Source organism: Cyclonatronum proteinivorum (assembly GCF_003353065.1).
Classification (GTDB): Bacteria; Bacteroidota; Rhodothermia; order Balneolales; family Cyclonatronaceae; genus Cyclonatronum; species Cyclonatronum proteinivorum.
Genome location: NZ_CP027806.1, coordinates 1116250 through 1133726, shown reverse-complemented (window position 1 = coordinate 1133726; position 17477 = coordinate 1116250). Strand labels below are relative to the sequence as shown.

The following is a 17477-nucleotide window of genomic DNA, read 5'->3' as shown; positions in this document are numbered from 1 at the left end:
TTACTTCAGGGAGCTGGTACGCCCTGAGGCAGATACGATGCATGCTACATTATTTCACAAGCATCATTTTCTGTGTTTGTACGAAGCTGCCTGCCTGCAGACGGTACAGATACATACCGGAAGCAAGTCTGGAAGCGTCGAACGTTACTGTGTGCGTACCCGCATTTTGTTGTCCGTTCACGAGAACCGCCACGCGCTGTCCCTGCAGGTTGAAGACTTCGAGCGTTACCTCGGCAGCTTCAGGCAGAGCATATTCAATGTTGGTTGTGGGATTGAACGGATTCGGATAGTTTTGGTTAAGGGCAAACTCAACCGGGGTTTCCAGATCCGGGTTAATGCTTGTAGGCGGCAGGTTGTTGAAGAATACAACAGGCAATACCTGATCTTCGCCAATCAGCTCGAGCAGACGGTTGTTGGTTCCGCCTTCACCTACAGAGTCCTCTTCCCAACCGCCGTTGGGCAGTTCACGGCCGTCGCCGGCAAGAATGTAGTACTTGTACTCAACTACTGTACCAGCTTCACCGAAGATTTCGGTCTCAATGGTAAATACCATCTCGCCGTCGTCGATCATTTCATCACCTTCGATGACTGACCAGTCGTTGAAGCTTCCGCGAACATATACTTCATCACCCAGTGCAGGATCGAAATTACCAAGCTCAGCCTGAGCAGTCATATCGACCTGGAAGGTTACGAACTCAGAGAAGAGTTCTTCTTCAATCACTTCAAAAGTGACAGGAATGACGCCTGTAGGCGTTGCAGGTGAAGTAGTGCTTACTACGATTTCTGCATTGTACTCGCCAGCTTCAAGTTCAGCTGTTTCGGCATCTACAACAACCTCTACTGTTTCATTAGGAGCAACTGTTCCGGCGCCAGGTTCAAAGACGAACAGGCCGTCACCGCTTTCACCTACCACGTTAAGTACCAGGTGTGCATCCGGGAAGCCGATCTCAGCGTAAGATGTAGGCTCAGGAATACCACAGGTTTCGGATGCGATGTATGACGGTGATGTTTCTCCTTCACTGTTCGCACCAGGGAAAAGGTCTGAGGTATCAGAGTCGAAGACAAACGCCTCAACCACAATAGTAGCGCCTGCAGGGACTTCCGCTTCTACAGGTATTGTAACGACAGAGAGATCCTGACTCCCATCAATGGTAGCTGCGCCGGTACCAATATGGGTCATGTTAGCGAACACAAAGTCACCTTCAAGCAGGTAAATACGGGCTTCGATAGGAAGCGCCGGGCCAATGGCTGATTCAACGCCAAACTGAACAGCGGTTACGTCAAACCCGCCATCAATGTCGAAGTCAGTAAGCGTGTAGGTACGCATGAAGCTGTTTTCAGCTGTTGTACCGCCGCCGCCGCAGCGAACACCGGTTAATGGCTCAACCACCTGAGACAGCGAGTGTGTCAGGATAACTTCGTCGTTGAAAACACTACGGTTCACAAACGGGAATTCAGCTTCATAGGATGTCTGACGGACGTGATCAGGGGCTACAGTATTGAAGTCAAATCCTTCTGCAGCGCGCTGCTGAGAAGCTTCTGTTGTTTGAACTGCGGTTGCTTCTCTTTCCGGAGAAAGAACGCGGCTTTCGCCCGCTACAAATCCGCCACCAATGCTGTAATCGAATGGAGCCGCACCGGTATTGGAGAGTGTAAACGTAAATGTTCCGTTTTCACCTTCCGTTACATCGAATGCAATGCTTTCAGGATCAAGCTCAAGAACACCAGGGTCGGCACCTTCTCCTGACAGCGCTACGGATGTCTCTCCGCTGATAGCATTGCTGTCGAAGCTAAGGTCACCGGTAAACTCGCCTGAGTCATCCGGGGTAAAGGTTACGGTGACTTCAAATGTATCACCAACGGGCAACTCAAATGCTTCGCTTTCAACTGTGAAAACATCGCTGCTGCTGGCAAAGCCATCAACAACAAGCAGGTCTGAGCCCGGGTTTGAAACCGTCACGGTCTGCGTTGCACTCTCACCTACGAAAACAGGACCAAAGTCAAGTGCAGCAGGATCGAAAGCAATAGCAGGATCACCGGTAACCGTGAGCACAGCCGGTATATCTACCTCTTCATTGGCAGGATCGTTGGTGAGGGCATTAAGTGTGCCGCTGTACTCGCCACCGATAAGGCCGGCAGAGCTTAGCGTAAGGGTTACGACTTCAGAACCACCCGGTGCTACCGTTCCGGAAGCCGGGCTTACATCGGTGATGAAATCAGCACCGGCACTCACACCAACCAGTTCAACTGAACCAGTCCATGTGCTTGGGCCGCCCGGAGTCCATCCGTGTCCGATAGAAACAAAGACACCTGACATATCCAGAGGAGCCGGAGGTGCAATAGGCGTTGTAACAGCTGTACCGGGAGTACCCGATGAGCCTTCACCCCATGCAACACGGGTACCGGCAGGACCATAAGCTGTGAGACCACCAGCCTGAAATACAACCGTTTCAGGGTCAACTTCGGCACCTGTTTCCAGGGGTTCGGTGGTAAAGAGTACAGCAAAGTCGTTTGCCCATGTACCGCCTTCAGCGGCATCAATAACAAAGTCCGGATTTACTGCAGTAAGTTCGCCGCTCAGTCCGTCAGCGACCGTAAGGAAGTCGCCACCAGTACCGGTGAACCCATCAAACTCAATCAAAAAGCCATCGCTCATCGGTGTTGCTGCAGCTGCACCGGATTGAGACGCAATTTGTGCGTGATAGGCTTCGATTACAGCTGCATCAGAGGCCTGACGCAACTCGCCGGTTTGCAGATAGTGATTGATGGCGAAACGCTCATTGTTTGCCTGAATCGCTTCCTGTGTATTTGCAAAAGCAGAACGAACAGAGGTCATCATGCGGGCGCGGACGGCATCCATACTACGGTCGTTTCCGTCAAGAATGCGCTCCATCATATAGTCAGGGAAAGAGAACTCAAGCTCGCCGGCACCTTCATTGCTGACCGTGAGCTCAAATGTATCTTCCTGTTCTGTTGCAAGCGTTGCCAAAATTTCGGCAGGATCAAATACGACTTCTGAACCGGCTACGCCGTTTCCGGATAGGGGCACAGTGGTCGGACTGTTCGCATCGGTGCTGGTAATGATGATTTCACCTGTAAATTCACCAATGGCATCCGGGCTGAATGTAGCCGTGTAAGTTTCACTTGCACCCGGATTTAATACTGTAGCGTCTGCAAAATCAATGCTAAACGCGCTGCCTTCAACTTCGACATCAAGAATTGCAAGATTGGCAACTCCGGAATTGGTAAACGTTACATCAGTTGACACTTCGAAGTTTTCAGCTACATCGCCAAACTCAATCTCACCAGGGGTAACCGTAAGAATCGGGCCCTGAAGCGGCTCAAGCGTTACCACGGTTCCGTCTTCAAGAACAACGGCAAGGGCAAACGCTTCTCCATCCTGATTGGCGGAAGGATCGAGGAAACCAGATGCCAGAATGCCGGCGCTCACACCTTCAAGGCCATTTACATCTGCACTGAAGGTAGCCGCGGCAGTTTCTGTACCGGCCGGACGTACTTCGATGGTGTAAACATCAGCTGGTACGCTGAAATAATCTGAGGAGGCGAGATAGGGTACGTCACTCAGAATGGTGGCGTCGAGTTCGCGCACGAAAATATCTACTGCCGGCGCATCGGTTGCACCATGATGCAAGTAGAATTCGAAATCATCAGCAGATTCAGCGGCATCGCGGCGGCCTTCAACAAGCAGCAGCTCTGCGGCGGTATCAATGCCATCAGGATTTGGTGCGAAAGCAGCCGGATCAGCTACACCTTGTGCGATCAGGGCATAGGCCTCGTCGCCTTCACCGGTAAATTCAAAGCTGAGAAGCGGCTCCGTCTCACCAGGTGCGGCAACGCCGATATCAAGGGTAAAGCCAGCATCTACGGTAAGGTATCCGGTTGCACCACGGAACGGGAAATCCGCTGCAAACAGGTCGCCGTTGATGAAAACATCTACTTCAGCGAGGGCAGGATCGGCTGCATTGTGGATAACCTGAAGTTCCGCAAATTCAAGCGGCGGTGCAAATTCTCCTTCGGCTCCGATAAAATCGATGGTTCCGCTCCAAACACCCACAGACGCCGGGGACGCCCATCCGTTACCAACCCAAACATACAGGCCGTCAAGATCAAGCGCTTCAGGCAGTGTAACAGCATCCGTTACGGCTGCATCTCCAACCCCGCCTACCCAATCAAGCAGAATAGACTCAGAATTGAAAGCGGTTGCGCCACCAATTTGCAGAACTATTGATTCTTCCGAAAGTTCAGGAGCATCGGTAAGAATGACAGCAAAATCATTGCTCCATGTCCCCCCGGCCTGTTCTATAATCGCAAAATCAGGATCGAAAGCGGTAAGCTCACCCGAGAGAAACGCATCACCTGTTACATTACGGAAGCTTGCGCCTGCATAAGCTACTTCATCAATTACGTGTGTAATGAATTCTTCCGGATCAGGATCAGGCTCTTCACCATTGTCATCTGTAGCGCTGGAGATGGTTACGGCATCGATAGCCCACCACCAAGTCCAACCGCCAGCATCATCGAATACAAAACGAAACCAAAGGTTGTCGTTTCCTGCAACCGCGTCCGTGATATTGAAGCTTTCTTCGATACCACCAGGAAAGCCGGTGCTTTCGGTATATTCGGCAAGCAGCTCCCAGTTTTCATTATCGAGACTCCATTCAATACGTCCGGATTGATCACCAAGATGTTGATAGCTGTGACTTATGATAAAGGAAATTTCATCCAGTCCGGAGATATCAATGGCTTCGGTTGACATTGTTGTGGCAACCTGACCAGCACTTAAACCGGCTGCATCACTGTCAGCAATGGCAAAACCGTCAAAATCAGGCGTACTTCCACCAGGTTCATTGGCAACCCAGGTAAAGCCATTACCGGAATCATCCGTTACGGTCCAGCTTTCGGGTATTCCTTCGGTGAATCCTTCTGACCAAACAATATCCTCATCTTGCAGGCCTTCAAAAAATGATGGGTCAGCGGATGAGGCAACAATGGCGTTGAGGCGGTTCATAAGCTGTTCTTCAGCTGCGCTCAATTCCGTAATGGTTTTATCCATTATCTGTGAAATTAAAGCGAGTTCATCAGCTGTGAAGGAGGACAGCAAACGGGGCGAAAGCGCTGTAAAGCTATTGAGTTCCGCTTCGGTGAAGCGGTTCATCAGCGCCTCACGATCAACGACTGCTTCTGTGGTGTCAAGCGACTGGGTGCTTCCAAAGTGTTGTGCCTGTATGTTTGGCGACCAGGCCAAAGCGACAAGCAAAACGGTCAGAAACAGCCATCCGCTCTTATAACAATTGTGCAGATGTTTCATGGGTTTTTGATTGGATTAGTGATAGTTAAGGAGCAATAATGCATTGCACTAACATCAAAAACATGCTTTACTGATAGGGCAAAACCCATCAACACATGCTGAGACATATTTTTTATATCTATATGATGTACGCAAATAATATTCATGCAATGACATTCATTGCAGGCATCTACTCCTGATTAAGCTTAGCTAGTGATGCTATAAATCAACCGGAATCAGCTTGTACGCCCTTAAATTTAAACGCAAGTCCTTAATTCTTATGGAATTTTTCCACAAGATGAATTCAATTTTTAAAAAGGAAAAAGTTTTAATCCAGTCTGCGACAAGTCTTTTCGGCTGATTTTACTTCCACATATAAAAAGGCTTAATCATAAGAAAGGCAACCCAAAAACATCATTTTTTCAGCTATTTTAGCCGTTTCAGGGATTTACATTAATGTTGATAGCAGTTAACCCACCACCCCATCACTCAGCTACCAACTGTACTTAGGGACGTCAAAAGCAGCGTTGCCAGCACTAAAAGCTGCATGTTAGAGGCACATCATGAACACATTCTTTTTTTTGATTAATTATATTAATCATATATAATTATTTGTACATAATTTTGTCATATTATTTTTATAAAGCCATTTAAATGACAAAAACCTGACCATCTGCTTTTCAAAAGGTGTCATAAAGAATTTGCGATTCCCCAAAAATGCCGTGTCAATTCTAATGGCAATTCCAGCATACCTATACTGCTTACCTTATTTTACATTTTTAATTTCAATTATAGAGAATACTAAATCAGGTTTCGCTATTCCCGTTATACATCTAAGAGCCTATGCTGCAGCTAAAGGCGTGAGCTAAGCATATAAATGCGCAATCCGTCTTGATCTGTCTTCCCTGCGAGGCGGAAAAGAAGTAATACTCTTCTCAGTGAGAAGTTTCCAAACAGGCCGTAACAGCCTGTAACTGATCATGAAATGTTGCAGGTAGTTTTTGCACGAAAGGCCAGCGGCGGAACCAGGTCAGCTGTCGTTTCGCGTACCTGCGGGTGTTTGTTTTGATGTCCGCCTTCATCTGTTCATAGCTGATGTCACCTTTCAGATGCGAGATCACTTCCCGGTATCCCACCGTCTGCAGCGACTGCAAGTTTTCATCCCAGCGGGTGAGCAGATCACGCACTTCTTCAACCAGGCCTGCTTTGATCATCAGATCTACGCGCTGATTAATACGTGCGTGCAGCTCCGCCCGCGGTATATCGGGCATCACCACGAGACTGCGGGCTCTCGGGTCATCGTACCCATCCTGTTTGTGAAAGCTGCTGAATGGCCGGCCGGTTTGCATCCACACATCAAGGGCCCGAAACATGCGGTGCCGGTTCATGCCGTCAATGCGGGCAACATAGACCGGATCGATAGCGGCAAGTTCTTCGTACAATTTCCCGAGTCCCTCCCGCTCCGCACGTTCTTTGAGCGTTGCGAGGTTTTCGGCATTGGCTGACGGCACATCATCCAAATCGAACAAAAGGCTTTGCAGGTACAGGGTCGAACCGCCGGCATACACCACGGGTGCAGCAGACTGCCGGAAATGCTCCTGCTCCCAAACATCGCAGCGGCGACGAAAAGCCGAAGCATTTTCGGGTTCATCAGGATTGAGGATATCGATATACCGATGCGGTGCCATTGCAAGCAGCTCCGGCTCGGGTTTTGCCGTGCCGATATTGAGTTCACGGTAGCACTGCCTGGCATCTGCAGATATGACGATACTACCCAACCGGTTCGCCAAATGCGCAGCAAGGGCAGACTTCCCGGAAGCGGTCGGTCCGATAACAACAATACGCTGCAGCTTAGACATTGCCATCAACTTTAAATGAATTAAGGATCTCTTAGAACTACCTTTTACGCGGAAACTGAATCTGAATCACTACGCGTCAATTTACCCTTAGAGTTATAACGAATCCGGTTTGTTTGCATCAGGAGGTTTATTTTCGGTTCGGGCCCTGACCGCAGATACGGTGCGGGGGCCAGCTACAAAAGTATCCCAAACCGTACTGCCAATCATCACCCCGCCTCCAATGATAAAGCCCGTATTACCGATATTGATCCCGGCTGTATTGCCGTCAAAGATACTGCCAACGGAATAAGCCGCGCCTGCAATCAGCACAAAAAAAGCAGCTAACCGAATCCCAGCCCCCCGCCATGCCCGGCTATTAGCACCTGCGTACCACAGTCCCACTGAGGGCCCAAAGACCAGGCCCGCTAAAACAGGCAGCCCCGCCCTTGCTGAGTTGGGGTAAATACTTAGGATTAGTATTGATACCACAATCGGTAAAACAGTAGCAATGACGCTGTAAAGCACTGCGCTCTTTACCGACTTTTGCGGCAGAACAGCTGCAAAGCCCAAACCTGCTAAACCCAGCTGCCAGTGAACTGACCCGGGCAAAAAATCTGACATTACATTCATGGCGTTTGCCTGAATGCAGACCCATGAACCAAATCCCGGGTAAAAGAGAAAGAGGGTATCGAATACGGGATTTAACTGCACAATTTTCGCTGATCAGCTTATGAATAGGGAGCAATAGCAAGCAGGCTGCATGAACCGCTACTAAGGTTTACGCGTCTCTGCTGCCCATACGGGCAAGGGAGAACCGCAGCGACAGCCGATGGGTGAAGCCCAGATCAGAGGCTGCTCCGGCAAAGCTGCTGAACCCATAATCGAAGTCGAACGCCCCAAGCCGGATACCCGCGCCGAGGGTCGGTGACGTGTTGATGCGCCCGCTGCGGTTGGTCGAAAAATCGGTGAGCCCCATCCGCAGGAAAACTGTATCGTGATAGCCAGCTTCCAGACCAACATGCGGCTCGATGCTCATGCTGCCCACATTAATATAATAGGTGCGGCGGTTTTCAAAACGGAAATCAGCATCGGCGGCGGCAATCAGGCTGAAATCCCCGAAATTAAAGAAGCGGGCTGCGCCCAGTTTGAGCGTCGGCAAAATGACTTCATTCTCCCCGACCGGGATTTCATCCCCGAACTCGGTTTCAAGGGCCCGCAGCTCGTTGGCATCAACCGACCAGAATTTCATCATGGTCGTGATGTCCATCAGATTCACCCCCAAAAGATAATCGCCGGCGCGGTACTGCGCGCCCACGTCGAGACTGTAACCCCAGGCGTTGGCAAACGGTCCGATGCTGCTGTTCAGGATTTTCACCGAAGCGCCCCAGCTCAGGCGCTCATTCACGGGCGTGCCGTAAGAAATCATCACGGCCAAATCTGCCGCGCTAAACGAAGTGATGAAATCATTCACATTCTCCCGCGGACGGTTCCGCTCGCGGTCCCATGCATTGAGCGTATTTTTGATGTTATCCACGCCCTGTCGGAAAAAGCTGATCGCCAGCGTGCCCTCCGAGCCGGGCAGCGGCATTGCGACGGCACCGTAATCGTAGCCTACGATTCCGCCAAAGCGCTCAGAGTGCATATAGGCCGCTTCAAGCCCCTGCAACTGCGACAAACCCGCGGGATTCCAGAATGCGGCGGTCACACCTGTGGCAAAAGCCGTATGCGCCGAACCCATCCCCAGCGCCCGTGCGCCGCTACCGACCGACATAAAATCGTTGCCGTACGACACGCGCACAAGGCTTTGCGCCTGTGCGCTGTTCGCAAAAAGTCCAAAAATGAGAGCGGCGGAGAGAAAAAGAAACTTCAGCAAAGCAAAAAAGAGATACTGCAAATGGAGGAAAATTATAGGTCAATATACGGCTTCGGCTTTTCAGCCCAAAACGAACACACGCCCGCTTAAACCCCAAACCGCGCCCCGTGTTCCGCAATGCAAACCACATGTATGGTCATCTTAATACCAAATTCCTGAGGCAATTCCTGCTTCCGTAATTTTTTGGGGAAAACCCCTTGCACATCACTGACAGCCGTGCTGGTGAGAAATCCCAAATCAACGGAATATCCCGTGCTTTTTATGTTGGCGCTCCGGCGTGGGGTGCTGCTGTCGGGTTGGGAAAAGGGTTTTCGGGGGGGGTGAGATTATCTACAGTAGCAAGCAACACTGAACATGCTATCTCTTAGGTTAAAAATGACAGTGGTAGCCATAAGAGTTTACAGAACCTTGCGATAACCGCTGGGATTGACGACCTCAGGTTGCCATTTTCACTCCGATTCTTGCACAGACAAGTATTCAATACCCCCATAAGCTTGCAACCTTTGAGAAAAGGTCAAAAAATAAGCCTTCTTTTATTGGCTAATAGTAACTTTTAAGTTACCTTTCATCAAATGGAAAAAATCAGACAAGTAATTGCTTACGAAAGGCATTTTGAGGACTTTCTTCTCGCTCAGCCGGAGAAAGTTCAAGACAAAATTTTTAAGGTCATAGAAGCAATTGAGACTCTTGAGAGAATTCCGGCAAACTATCTGAAATTCATACACGGAACCAAAGGGCTATATGAAGCACGAATACAGCTGGGCTCTAACATTTGGAGGGTCTTTTGCTTTTTTGATCAGGGAAAGTTAGTTATCCTGCTTAACGGGTTTGTTAAGAAGACCCAAAAAACACCTCGTAAGGAAATTGACAAGGCACTTAGACTGATGAACAAGTATTACGAAGAGAAAAACATAAAATAATGGAAACAAAACCCTGGAATGAAATAAAAGACACTGTTTACGGCATCAAGGGAACACCGCGTCGTGACAAGCTTGAAAGAGAATTTGAGACTTTCAAAGTCGGACTTTTACTAAAAAAAGCAAGGGAAGAAAAAGACCTGACCCAGGAGCAGCTTGCGCAACTGGTCGACAAGAAGAGAACATATATTTCCAGAGTGGAAAATGACGGCAGCAACATGACATTAAAAACTCTCTTTGAAATTGTTGAAAAAGGCCTTGGAGGTAAGGTCAAAATAGAGATTGAAGTTTAATCCACTACGCCTCACAAATTTTGCCAACCCTGATGGTGCATGATGATTGCCGCATGCTTGCTGCACCACTTTGTCTTTCATAGCGTCGGCTTCTTAAGCCGAACCGCAAAACAACCCAACAGTATTTTACACCTTCGCTCCTCTCTAAAGAGTTAGCAAAACTCATCCCCCAAAATCCACTTCAACGCATCAACCCCGTCGGGGCGCCAGCTTACGGGCGGGGTTTGGGCTTGGGCGAGCGGTTCGGTTGTTCTGCCTGCAATTGCTGATGGGGTAGAGCTGCCGGGCACATAGACACTTTGGATGCGGGAGCCGTGTTTTTGGAGGAAGGCGCTGAGATCAGCGGGGGTGCCGGGGGTTAGGGTGATGAGGCCGTCGGTGTGGGTTTCGGGTTGGGTGATGGCGAGCAGGCGACCGCGGTGGGTTTCGGTTTGGCGGTGCATGGCGGTGAAGAAGGCTTCGCGGTAACGGAGCAACGGATTGAGACGGGCGTTTTCGCGGGTTGGAAACAGCTTCTGTGCGGACTCGCTCAGGAGGCGCAGGACGATCGCGGGATCGGCGTTGGTGAAGATGGTGGTGAGGCTGCGGCAGCCGCGTCCGTCGTAGCGGAAGACGGCTTCGGCGAGTTCAGGCCCCAGCGTTTGGTGTATGGTTAGGGCTGCAGCCGGTATCCAGGCGACGGAGCTGTGGGCGGTGCGGATGAGCTTGCGGGCATCGGAGCGGAGCATTTTTCCGCCATTGAGGCGGACGAGGACTTCCGGCACGGACACTTCCGAGCCGCTGAACAGTACGGCACCGGCTTTGAGATTACGGAAGTCATCGAGTTCGGTGCTCCAGCGCAGACTAAGTTCGGGGAAGACCGGGGCCAAAAAATCCAGCAGGGAGGGCAGCAGCAGCGGATCTTTGCGGGAAACTTTGCCACAGTAGGGCACACCTGCGAGTATGCAGGCCAGCACATCCTGCAGGCCAACGAGCGGGAGGTTTCCGGCGTGCAGGCAGAGGACTGCCCCCTCCGGTTTAGAGGCCTGCTCAAGGTTTGCGGGTACGCTGCACTCCAACCAGCGCTGCAGGGATTCCGGATGAACGCTCTCCCGGAGATGGTTCAGGGCAATACGGACATCTTCGGCTTCGAAGAAGCCGCGACGGATGGTTTCGGCGGCGGCCTGTTCACAGCTGCCGGATTCTCCGCGGAGCCAGTCTTGCACGAGTTCGCCCAGTTTTTGGGCGCGGGCGATGCGGGCGTTTTGGGTTTCGGGGAATGGGTGCATAAACCTAATCCTGATCAATCAGAAAGTTGCAGCCCCGGAGGTTTTCGGGGATGAAGCGGCCCAGTACGCGGAAGCTGCCGTCGGGGCGCATCTCGCCTCGGTCGCCGGTGAGGAGGAAGCTGCACGCGTGATAGTTGGCGAGGTCGATGATGCCGATCAGCCCCTGTTCGTCGGGCGGGAGCGGCTCCAGCGGATTTTCCGGGTTGCGGATGCTGACCTGCATCCAGTGCGGGCAGCGGAACCAGCCGCTGCCGTCGCTGTAAGCCTGCGAGAGCAGCTCGGTCATGCCGTACTCGGAGTTCACCTGCGCGGGGGATAGTCCGAAAGCATCGGCCAGCTTTTGGTGCAGGGCGTCGCGGCTGATTTCACGGCGGTGCGTTTTCATGCCGCCGGTTTCCATGATGAGGGCATCGGCGGGGAGCTGTACGGGGAAGCGCTCGGCGAGGTCAATCAGGCCGAAGGCCGCGCCGAACAGCAGCAGCCGCTTGCCCGAGTCTTCGATCTTACGCAGCAGCGTTTCGGGAATCGGCGCATCAAGCGGGAGGAAACCGCTGCATCCGGAGGACTCGGCGGCGGTGAGCTCGCGCAGCATCCAGATGAGGGAGGAGTTCGGGTTGTCGCTGTAGCCCGGCGTGTAGGCGAGGATGATGAAATCGTCGAGCGGATAAAAGCTGCGCATGCCCCGAAAGATGGCTTCGCGGTACAGCTCGGGCTCGGTCACCGGGTGTTCGGAGCGGAGCGTGCCGGTGGTGCCGCTGCTTCGGAAGATGAGGTCTGCGGAAGGTGCTTGATCGAAAAGGGGCTGCTGAAAGGCTTCGACGGGGAGTAAGGGCGGGATGGCGTCCGGGTCGCCCTGTTCCAGCTGATCGGGCTGCCAGCCTAAAGCGTCGCAGAAACGGCGCCAGGTGCCTGCTTGCGCGTACTGATGGCGCGCGACACGGTGCATGCGCGTACGAAAGGGCGTGTTTCCTTCGAAAATAAATCGGGGATCGGCGGACATCAGGAGGTAGCGGAGGGCGGACTAAGGCGTTGAAAATTTTGCGGAATGGGGCAGGAGGGTTTTCCGGGTTAGTTCATCTGAGCAACCAATATAGCCCGCATTATTCACAACTAAACAGGGTTTATTTGCTAAGTGAAAATTTAAATTTGACTTAGCGAAAAACACCGGTAGCCCAAATTTGAGTGTGGTGTAAAGACTGCGCACCGAGCGTAGCGATTCCCACGAAGTGAAATTTCCCCGCTGGCGGCGTTGAAGCTGAATCATCGGATACGAGAATCAAAAAGCAAGGGACCTATCTTTGACTGGGGAGCTCACAATCTGCCACGGCGCCCCTGATGTTCACGGGATTTTCCCCAAAAAAACACAGGCCCGAAAGCCCGTCAGGCCGGTTGCAGGGCTCGGAGCCGGGCCATGGTACTGCCAGGGGCAGCTTCGGGTTTGGCATAAAGTGAAAAAGGTCATGCCTTGGGGGCACGACCTTTTTCGTATTTGGGGTATCGCGTGAATGCTTAGAAGAGGGCTTTCACGTATTCGGTGCGCATGGTTGCAATGGCGCTGATGGAGATGCCTACCGGGCAGACGGCTTCGCATTCTGCATAGTTGGAGCAATCGCCGAAGCCTTCTTTTTCCATTTGTTCTACCATTGCGATTACGCGCTGCTTGCGCTCAGGTCCGCCTTGGGGCAGCTTGGCAAACTGTGCGATTTTCGCGCCGGTGAACAGGGAAGCTGAGGAGTTCGGGCAGGCTGCTACGCAGGCACCACAGCCGATACATACGGCGTAGTCCATAGCGCTGTCGGCTTCGACTTTGGGAATGGGCACCGCGTTGGCGTCGGGTGCATTTCCGGTAGCCATGGTGACGTAGCCACCGGCTTCCATGATGCGGTCGAAGGCGTTGCGGTCAACCACGAGGTCTTTGATGACCGGGAAAGCGGTTGCGCGCCAGGGTTCGATGGTGATGGTTTCGTTATCTTTGAAGTGACGCATGTGCAGCTGACAGGCTGCGGTGCGCATTTCGGGTCCGTGAGGGATGCCGTTGATAACAAGGTTACAGGAACCGCAGATGCCTTCACGACAGTCGTGATCAAACTCAACCGGCTCTTTTTTTTCCTTCATGAGATTCTCGTTCAGTACGTCGAGCATTTCCAGGAAGGACATGTGCGTGGTGATGTCTTTGAGGGTGTAATCTTCAAAGTGGCCTTTGTCATTCGGGCCGTTTTGGCGCCATACTTTGAGGTGTACGGTTATCAGGTCGTTTGTGCTCATAATTAAATTTCTTCCGGTTTCTTATTTGTAGCTACGCTGTGTGAGTTTGACATTTTCGAACACCAGGGGCTCTTTGTGGTGAACGGGCGGTGTATCCACGCCGGTGAATTCCCAGGCGGAAACGTAGGCATAGTTCTCGTCGTCGCGCTTGGCTTCGCCTTCCGGTGTTTTGGATTCTTCGCGGAAGTGACCGCCGCAGGATTCGGGGCGCTCGAGAGCATCGCGGGCCATAAGTTCACCAAGTTCGATGAAATCGGCTACGCGCATGGCGTATTCGAGGTATTTATTGTAGGTAGCCGGCTCGCCGGGTACGAAAACATCTGACCAGAATTCTTTGCGCAGCGCGCTGATTTCGGCAATAGCTTCTTTGAGGCCTTGCTCATCGCGCGACATGCCGACCTTATCCCACATGATTTTACCGAGCTGCCTGTGGAAATCAAGGATGGTTTTGCTGCCTTTGATGCTCAGGAGCTTGTCGATTTCAGCTACAATCGCTTTTTCGGTTTTTTCGAAGGCTTCGTGATCGGTCGTAACATCGCCGGGGGTGATGCCTGCGAGGTAATCGCCTACGGTGTAAGGGATTACAAAGTAACCGTCGGCAAGGCCCTGCATGAGCGCGCTTGCACCGAGACGGTTGGCACCGTGATCAGAGAAGTTGGCTTCGCCGAGGGCGAACAAGCCGGGTACGGTTGTCATGAGGTTGTAATCTACCCACAGGCCGCCCATGGTGTAGTGCACGGCGGGGTAAATCCGCATGGGCACTTCGTAGGGGTTTTCATCGGTGATTTTCTCATACATTTCGAAGAGGTTTCCGTAGCGCTCGCGGATAGCCTGCTCGCTGTCGCGCTTGATGGCGTCGCGGAAATCGAGATAAACAGCGAGTCCGCTTGTACCTACGCCGCGGCCTTCATCACAAACGTTTTTGGCGTTTCTCGAAGCTACGTCGCGCGGTACAAGGTTACCGAAACTCGGATAGATGCGTTCGAGGTAATAATCGCGCTCGTCTTCGGGAATGTCGTTCGGGTGACGCTTGTCGTTTTTGGCCTTGGGCACCCACACGCGTCCGTCGTTACGGAGCGACTCACTCATGAGGGTGAGCTTGGACTGATATTCACCGGAAACCGGGATACAGGTTGGGTGAATTTGTGTGAAGCTTGGGTTTCCGAACAGCGCGCCTTTGCGGTAACAGCGCCAAGCTGCGGTTACGTTGGAGTTTTTGGCATTGGTGGAGAGATAGAAAACGTTGCCGTAGCCGCCGGTACAGAGGAGCACCGCGTCGGCTGCGTGCCGGTTAATTTTACCGGTTACGAGATTACGGCTGATGATCCCTTTAGAAACGCCGTCAACCGTTACGAGATCGAGCATTTCTTCGCGGGTGTACATCTTCACTTTGCCGCTCTTGATGGTTTTCATCAGCGCGCTATAGGCACCGAGAAGGAGCTGCTGCCCGGTTTGACCGCGGGCGTAGAAGGTACGGGAAAGCTGTGCGCCACCGAAGGAACGGTTCACGAGCATTCCGCCGTAATCGCGGGCGAAAGGTACCCCCTGTGCGACGCACTGATCGATAATGCTGTTGCTTACTTCAGCGAGGCGGTACACATTTGCTTCGCGGGCACGGTAGTCGCCCCCTTTAATGGTATCATAGAAAAGGCGCCAGATGCTGTCGCCGTCGTTGGCGTAGTTCTTGGCTGCGTTGATACCGCCCTGTGCTGCGATACTGTGTGCACGGCGGGCAGAATCCTGAATACAAAAAGCTTTTACGTTGTAGCCCAGTTCACCAAGAGAAGCTGCAGCGGATGCACCTGCAAGACCGGTACCTACTACTATAATATTGTACTTCCGCTTGTTGCTCGGATTAACAAGTTTGATGTTGTTTTTATGCGTTTTCCACTTGTCTACAAGCGGACCGGTCGGGATTTTAGAATCCCACTTGAAGGTTGATTGTTTTGATGCAACTTCCATTATAATAATCCTCCGTTAAAGAATATGAACACTGGGATGATTAGAAAACCAACAGCGAGTAAGGCTGCTACAATTCCGCCTACCGTGTAGAGTAAGGGTACGAGCTTGGGATTTTTGGCACCAAGCGAAATAAAGGCACTCCATACACCATGCTTAAGGTGTACGCCAATTAACAGCATTACGGCCGTATAGGCCAGGGTAATCCACGGATTGAGGAATGCTTGTTCCACATGCCCGGCAAGGTCAATCATTTCACCGCCGCCCGGGTTTGCAACCGTCATTTGGGGCATGAAAAAGTTGTATTTAAAGTGCAGCACATGCAGAATCACAAAAAGGAGAATGACGGAACCGGAAATCAGCATGGTTTTGGATGCCAGGTTCTGCTTACTCGGGCCGCCTTGTGACTTGTAGTAGCTGTAATCTACCGGACGTGCTTTCTTTTTGCCGAGATAGATTTTGATACCTAAGTAGGCGTGCAGGGCAAAAAGGATGATGAGGATGATTTCAGCGATCCACAGAAGGGGGCCTAAATCATGCAGGAAAACAGCGTACAGATTAAACGCTTCACCGCCGTCGCCGGCGAAAAGGCTCAGGTTACCTGCAAGGTGAGCCACTAAAAATAAGGTCAGGAAGATACCGGTAACCCCTGTCAGGATTTTCCGGCCTACCGTAGTTTGGAGCAAATTGCTAAATGAGGCCATCGGCTAATACTTGCTTTTGTTCGTGAGTTTCAGTTTTTGAGATAATCTAATATAAACAATCGTATTAGATTATGCTTAGGTTTATGAGGGGATTGCTAATTTGTATCCCTTCTGAATAATCTAATACAACTATGCGAAATGAGTTTACCGCATGGCTCAATATAATACAAATCAGGGCTTCATGCGCCCTTGCGCATATTTTTCCTGCACTTTTTAACGCATGCTAAACCTACGAAATCCCGCTGTTTGGCTGTTGTTCGTAAATCATTCCGTACCAATAATTAAGCGAATATTCGCTAATTTAACACGCTATGCAACCAACCGACTTCAAAACTATTTCCGGCAATCCGACTGCAGATTACCGCATTCTGGGCTCCAAATTTTTGGCCTTTGCTGTAGCTTGCACGCATGCGGATGCGTTCTCGGAACAGCTCGCCGAAATTAAGCGCGCACACCATAGCGCGACCCATCACTGCTATGCCTGGCGCATAAATCCGCACCAACCCGAAGAGTTTTCACAGGATGACGGCGAGCCTTCAGGCACTGCAGGACTGCCGATTCTGAATGAACTGCGGTCCCGTAAGCTGATCAACTGCGGCCTGATTGTGGTACGCTACTATGGCGGCACCAAGCTTGGAAAACCGGGTCTGATCGACGCCTACAGCCGCAGTGCAGCGCTTTGTCTTGATGAAGCCCGGATACTGCGCGTTCAGCCCGGCTTACAGATAGAAATCTGCTGCGGCTACCCGCACAAAAAACAGGTGGACTACCTGCTCGAAAGGGCTGATGCACACATTGCCGACGCCGTTTACACCGAAGACGTGCGCTACACCGTGCACGTTAACACGCAGGCTGCGGACTCCCTGACCGACGCCCTTCAGAAACTCAGCTATCTCGGCATAAGCTGTAAGTCAAAAGGCGGGGTGCTGATCACCAGCCCGCTTTAGTCATATTCACAGATATAGTGTGCACCCTTCGATTTCCCTACTCCCCTGCCATGCCAAAGTTGCCTGCTGATGAATGCGGGCGTAATCAAGTTGGTTTTACCTGCG

Annotated in this window: 11 protein-coding genes; 3 read left to right on the top strand and 8 right to left on the bottom strand. The window is 51.6% G+C overall.

Annotated features, from left to right (window positions below; genetic code table 11):
- Positions 1–49: 49 nt before the first annotated feature.
- The 3 genes from CYPRO_RS04500 to CYPRO_RS04485 form a co-directional block, all read right to left on the bottom strand.
- A complete protein-coding gene (locus CYPRO_RS04500; protein ID WP_114983480.1) occupies positions 50–5329 on the bottom strand; it encodes an Ig-like domain-containing protein in 5280 nt (1759 codons plus the stop codon).
- A gap of 914 nt (positions 5330–6243) precedes the next feature.
- Positions 6244–7173 carry a tRNA (adenosine(37)-N6)-dimethylallyltransferase MiaA gene (gene miaA / locus CYPRO_RS04495; protein ID WP_114983479.1) on the bottom strand — a complete coding sequence of 310 codons (930 nt, stop codon included), beginning with the start codon at positions 7171–7173 and terminating at the stop codon, positions 6244–6246.
- 751 nt (positions 7174–7924) lie between these two features.
- Positions 7925–9019 (bottom strand): PorV/PorQ family protein, encoded by a 1095-nt coding sequence (locus CYPRO_RS04485; RefSeq protein ID WP_240644833.1) that lies wholly within the window; start codon positions 9017–9019, stop codon positions 7925–7927.
- Positions 9020–9591: 572 nt separating this feature from the next.
- On the opposite strand from CYPRO_RS04485, the gene CYPRO_RS04480 reads away from it, so the two are divergent.
- Positions 9592–9939, top strand: a complete 348-nt coding sequence (locus tag CYPRO_RS04480) for a type II toxin-antitoxin system RelE/ParE family toxin (RefSeq protein WP_114983477.1) — start codon at positions 9592–9594, stop codon at positions 9937–9939.
- The gene (locus tag CYPRO_RS04475) at positions 9939–10229 is read left to right on the top strand and encodes a helix-turn-helix transcriptional regulator (RefSeq protein WP_114983476.1); all 291 of its coding nucleotides are present in this window, start codon (positions 9939–9941) and stop codon (positions 10227–10229) included. The genes CYPRO_RS04480 and CYPRO_RS04475 overlap by 1 nt, the downstream gene beginning before the upstream one ends.
- 152 nt (positions 10230–10381) lie before the next feature.
- On the opposite strand, the gene CYPRO_RS04470 is transcribed toward CYPRO_RS04475, so the two are convergent.
- The 5 genes from CYPRO_RS04470 to CYPRO_RS04445 all read right to left on the bottom strand — a co-directional run bounded on the left by CYPRO_RS04470 (position 10382) and on the right by CYPRO_RS04445 (position 16425).
- Positions 10382–11497 carry an acyl-CoA reductase gene (locus tag CYPRO_RS04470; protein ID WP_114983475.1) on the bottom strand — a complete coding sequence of 372 codons (1116 nt, stop codon included), beginning with the start codon at positions 11495–11497 and terminating at the stop codon, positions 10382–10384.
- Positions 11498–11501: 4 nt separating this feature from the next.
- Positions 11502–12497: a hypothetical protein gene (locus tag CYPRO_RS04465; RefSeq protein ID WP_114983474.1), complete on the bottom strand. Its 996-nt coding sequence runs from the start codon at positions 12495–12497 to the stop codon at positions 11502–11504.
- A 509-nt stretch (positions 12498–13006) separates the two neighbouring features.
- On the bottom strand, positions 13007–13762 hold the full coding sequence (locus CYPRO_RS04455) for a succinate dehydrogenase/fumarate reductase iron-sulfur subunit (protein ID WP_114983472.1): 756 nt from the start codon (positions 13760–13762) through the stop codon (positions 13007–13009).
- A 21-nt stretch (positions 13763–13783) separates the two neighbouring features.
- On the bottom strand, positions 13784–15724 hold the full coding sequence (locus tag CYPRO_RS04450) for a fumarate reductase/succinate dehydrogenase flavoprotein subunit (RefSeq protein WP_114983471.1): 1941 nt from the start codon (positions 15722–15724) through the stop codon (positions 13784–13786).
- Complete coding sequence (locus tag CYPRO_RS04445; RefSeq protein WP_114983470.1) at positions 15724–16425, bottom strand: succinate dehydrogenase cytochrome b subunit; 702 nt, start codon at positions 16423–16425, stop codon at positions 15724–15726. The genes CYPRO_RS04450 and CYPRO_RS04445 overlap by 1 nt, the downstream gene beginning before the upstream one ends.
- A gap of 311 nt (positions 16426–16736) precedes the next feature.
- Here CYPRO_RS04445 and CYPRO_RS04440 point away from each other — a divergent pair, with 311 nt between their 5' ends.
- On the top strand, positions 16737–17372 hold the full coding sequence (locus CYPRO_RS04440; RefSeq protein WP_114983469.1) for an IMPACT family protein: 636 nt from the start codon (positions 16737–16739) through the stop codon (positions 17370–17372).
- The last annotated feature ends 105 nt before the right edge of the window (positions 17373–17477 follow it).

What these genes read in the sequence shown, in the direction of transcription:
- CYPRO_RS04500 (WP_114983480.1), bottom strand. Translation starts at nt 5,329, where the DNA reads ATGAAACATCTGCACAATTGTTATAAGAGCGGATGGCTGTTTCTGACC.
- miaA (WP_114983479.1), bottom strand. Translation starts at nt 7,173, where the DNA reads ATGGCAATGTCTAAGCTGCAGCGTATTGTTGTTATCGGACCGACCGCT.
- CYPRO_RS04480 (WP_114983477.1), top strand. Translation starts at nt 9,592, where the DNA reads ATGGAAAAAATCAGACAAGTAATTGCTTACGAAAGGCATTTTGAGGAC.
- CYPRO_RS04475 (WP_114983476.1), top strand. Translation starts at nt 9,939, where the DNA reads ATGGAAACAAAACCCTGGAATGAAATAAAAGACACTGTTTACGGCATC.
- CYPRO_RS04470 (WP_114983475.1), bottom strand. Translation starts at nt 11,497, where the DNA reads ATGCACCCATTCCCCGAAACCCAAAACGCCCGCATCGCCCGCGCCCAA.
- CYPRO_RS04465 (WP_114983474.1), bottom strand. Translation starts at nt 12,497, where the DNA reads ATGTCCGCCGATCCCCGATTTATTTTCGAAGGAAACACGCCCTTTCGT.
- CYPRO_RS04455 (WP_114983472.1), bottom strand. Translation starts at nt 13,762, where the DNA reads ATGAGCACAAACGACCTGATAACCGTACACCTCAAAGTATGGCGCCAA.
- CYPRO_RS04450 (WP_114983471.1), bottom strand. Translation starts at nt 15,724, where the DNA reads ATGGAAGTTGCATCAAAACAATCAACCTTCAAGTGGGATTCTAAAATC.
- CYPRO_RS04445 (WP_114983470.1), bottom strand. Translation starts at nt 16,425, where the DNA reads ATGGCCTCATTTAGCAATTTGCTCCAAACTACGGTAGGCCGGAAAATC.
- CYPRO_RS04440 (WP_114983469.1), top strand. Translation starts at nt 16,737, where the DNA reads ATGCAACCAACCGACTTCAAAACTATTTCCGGCAATCCGACTGCAGAT.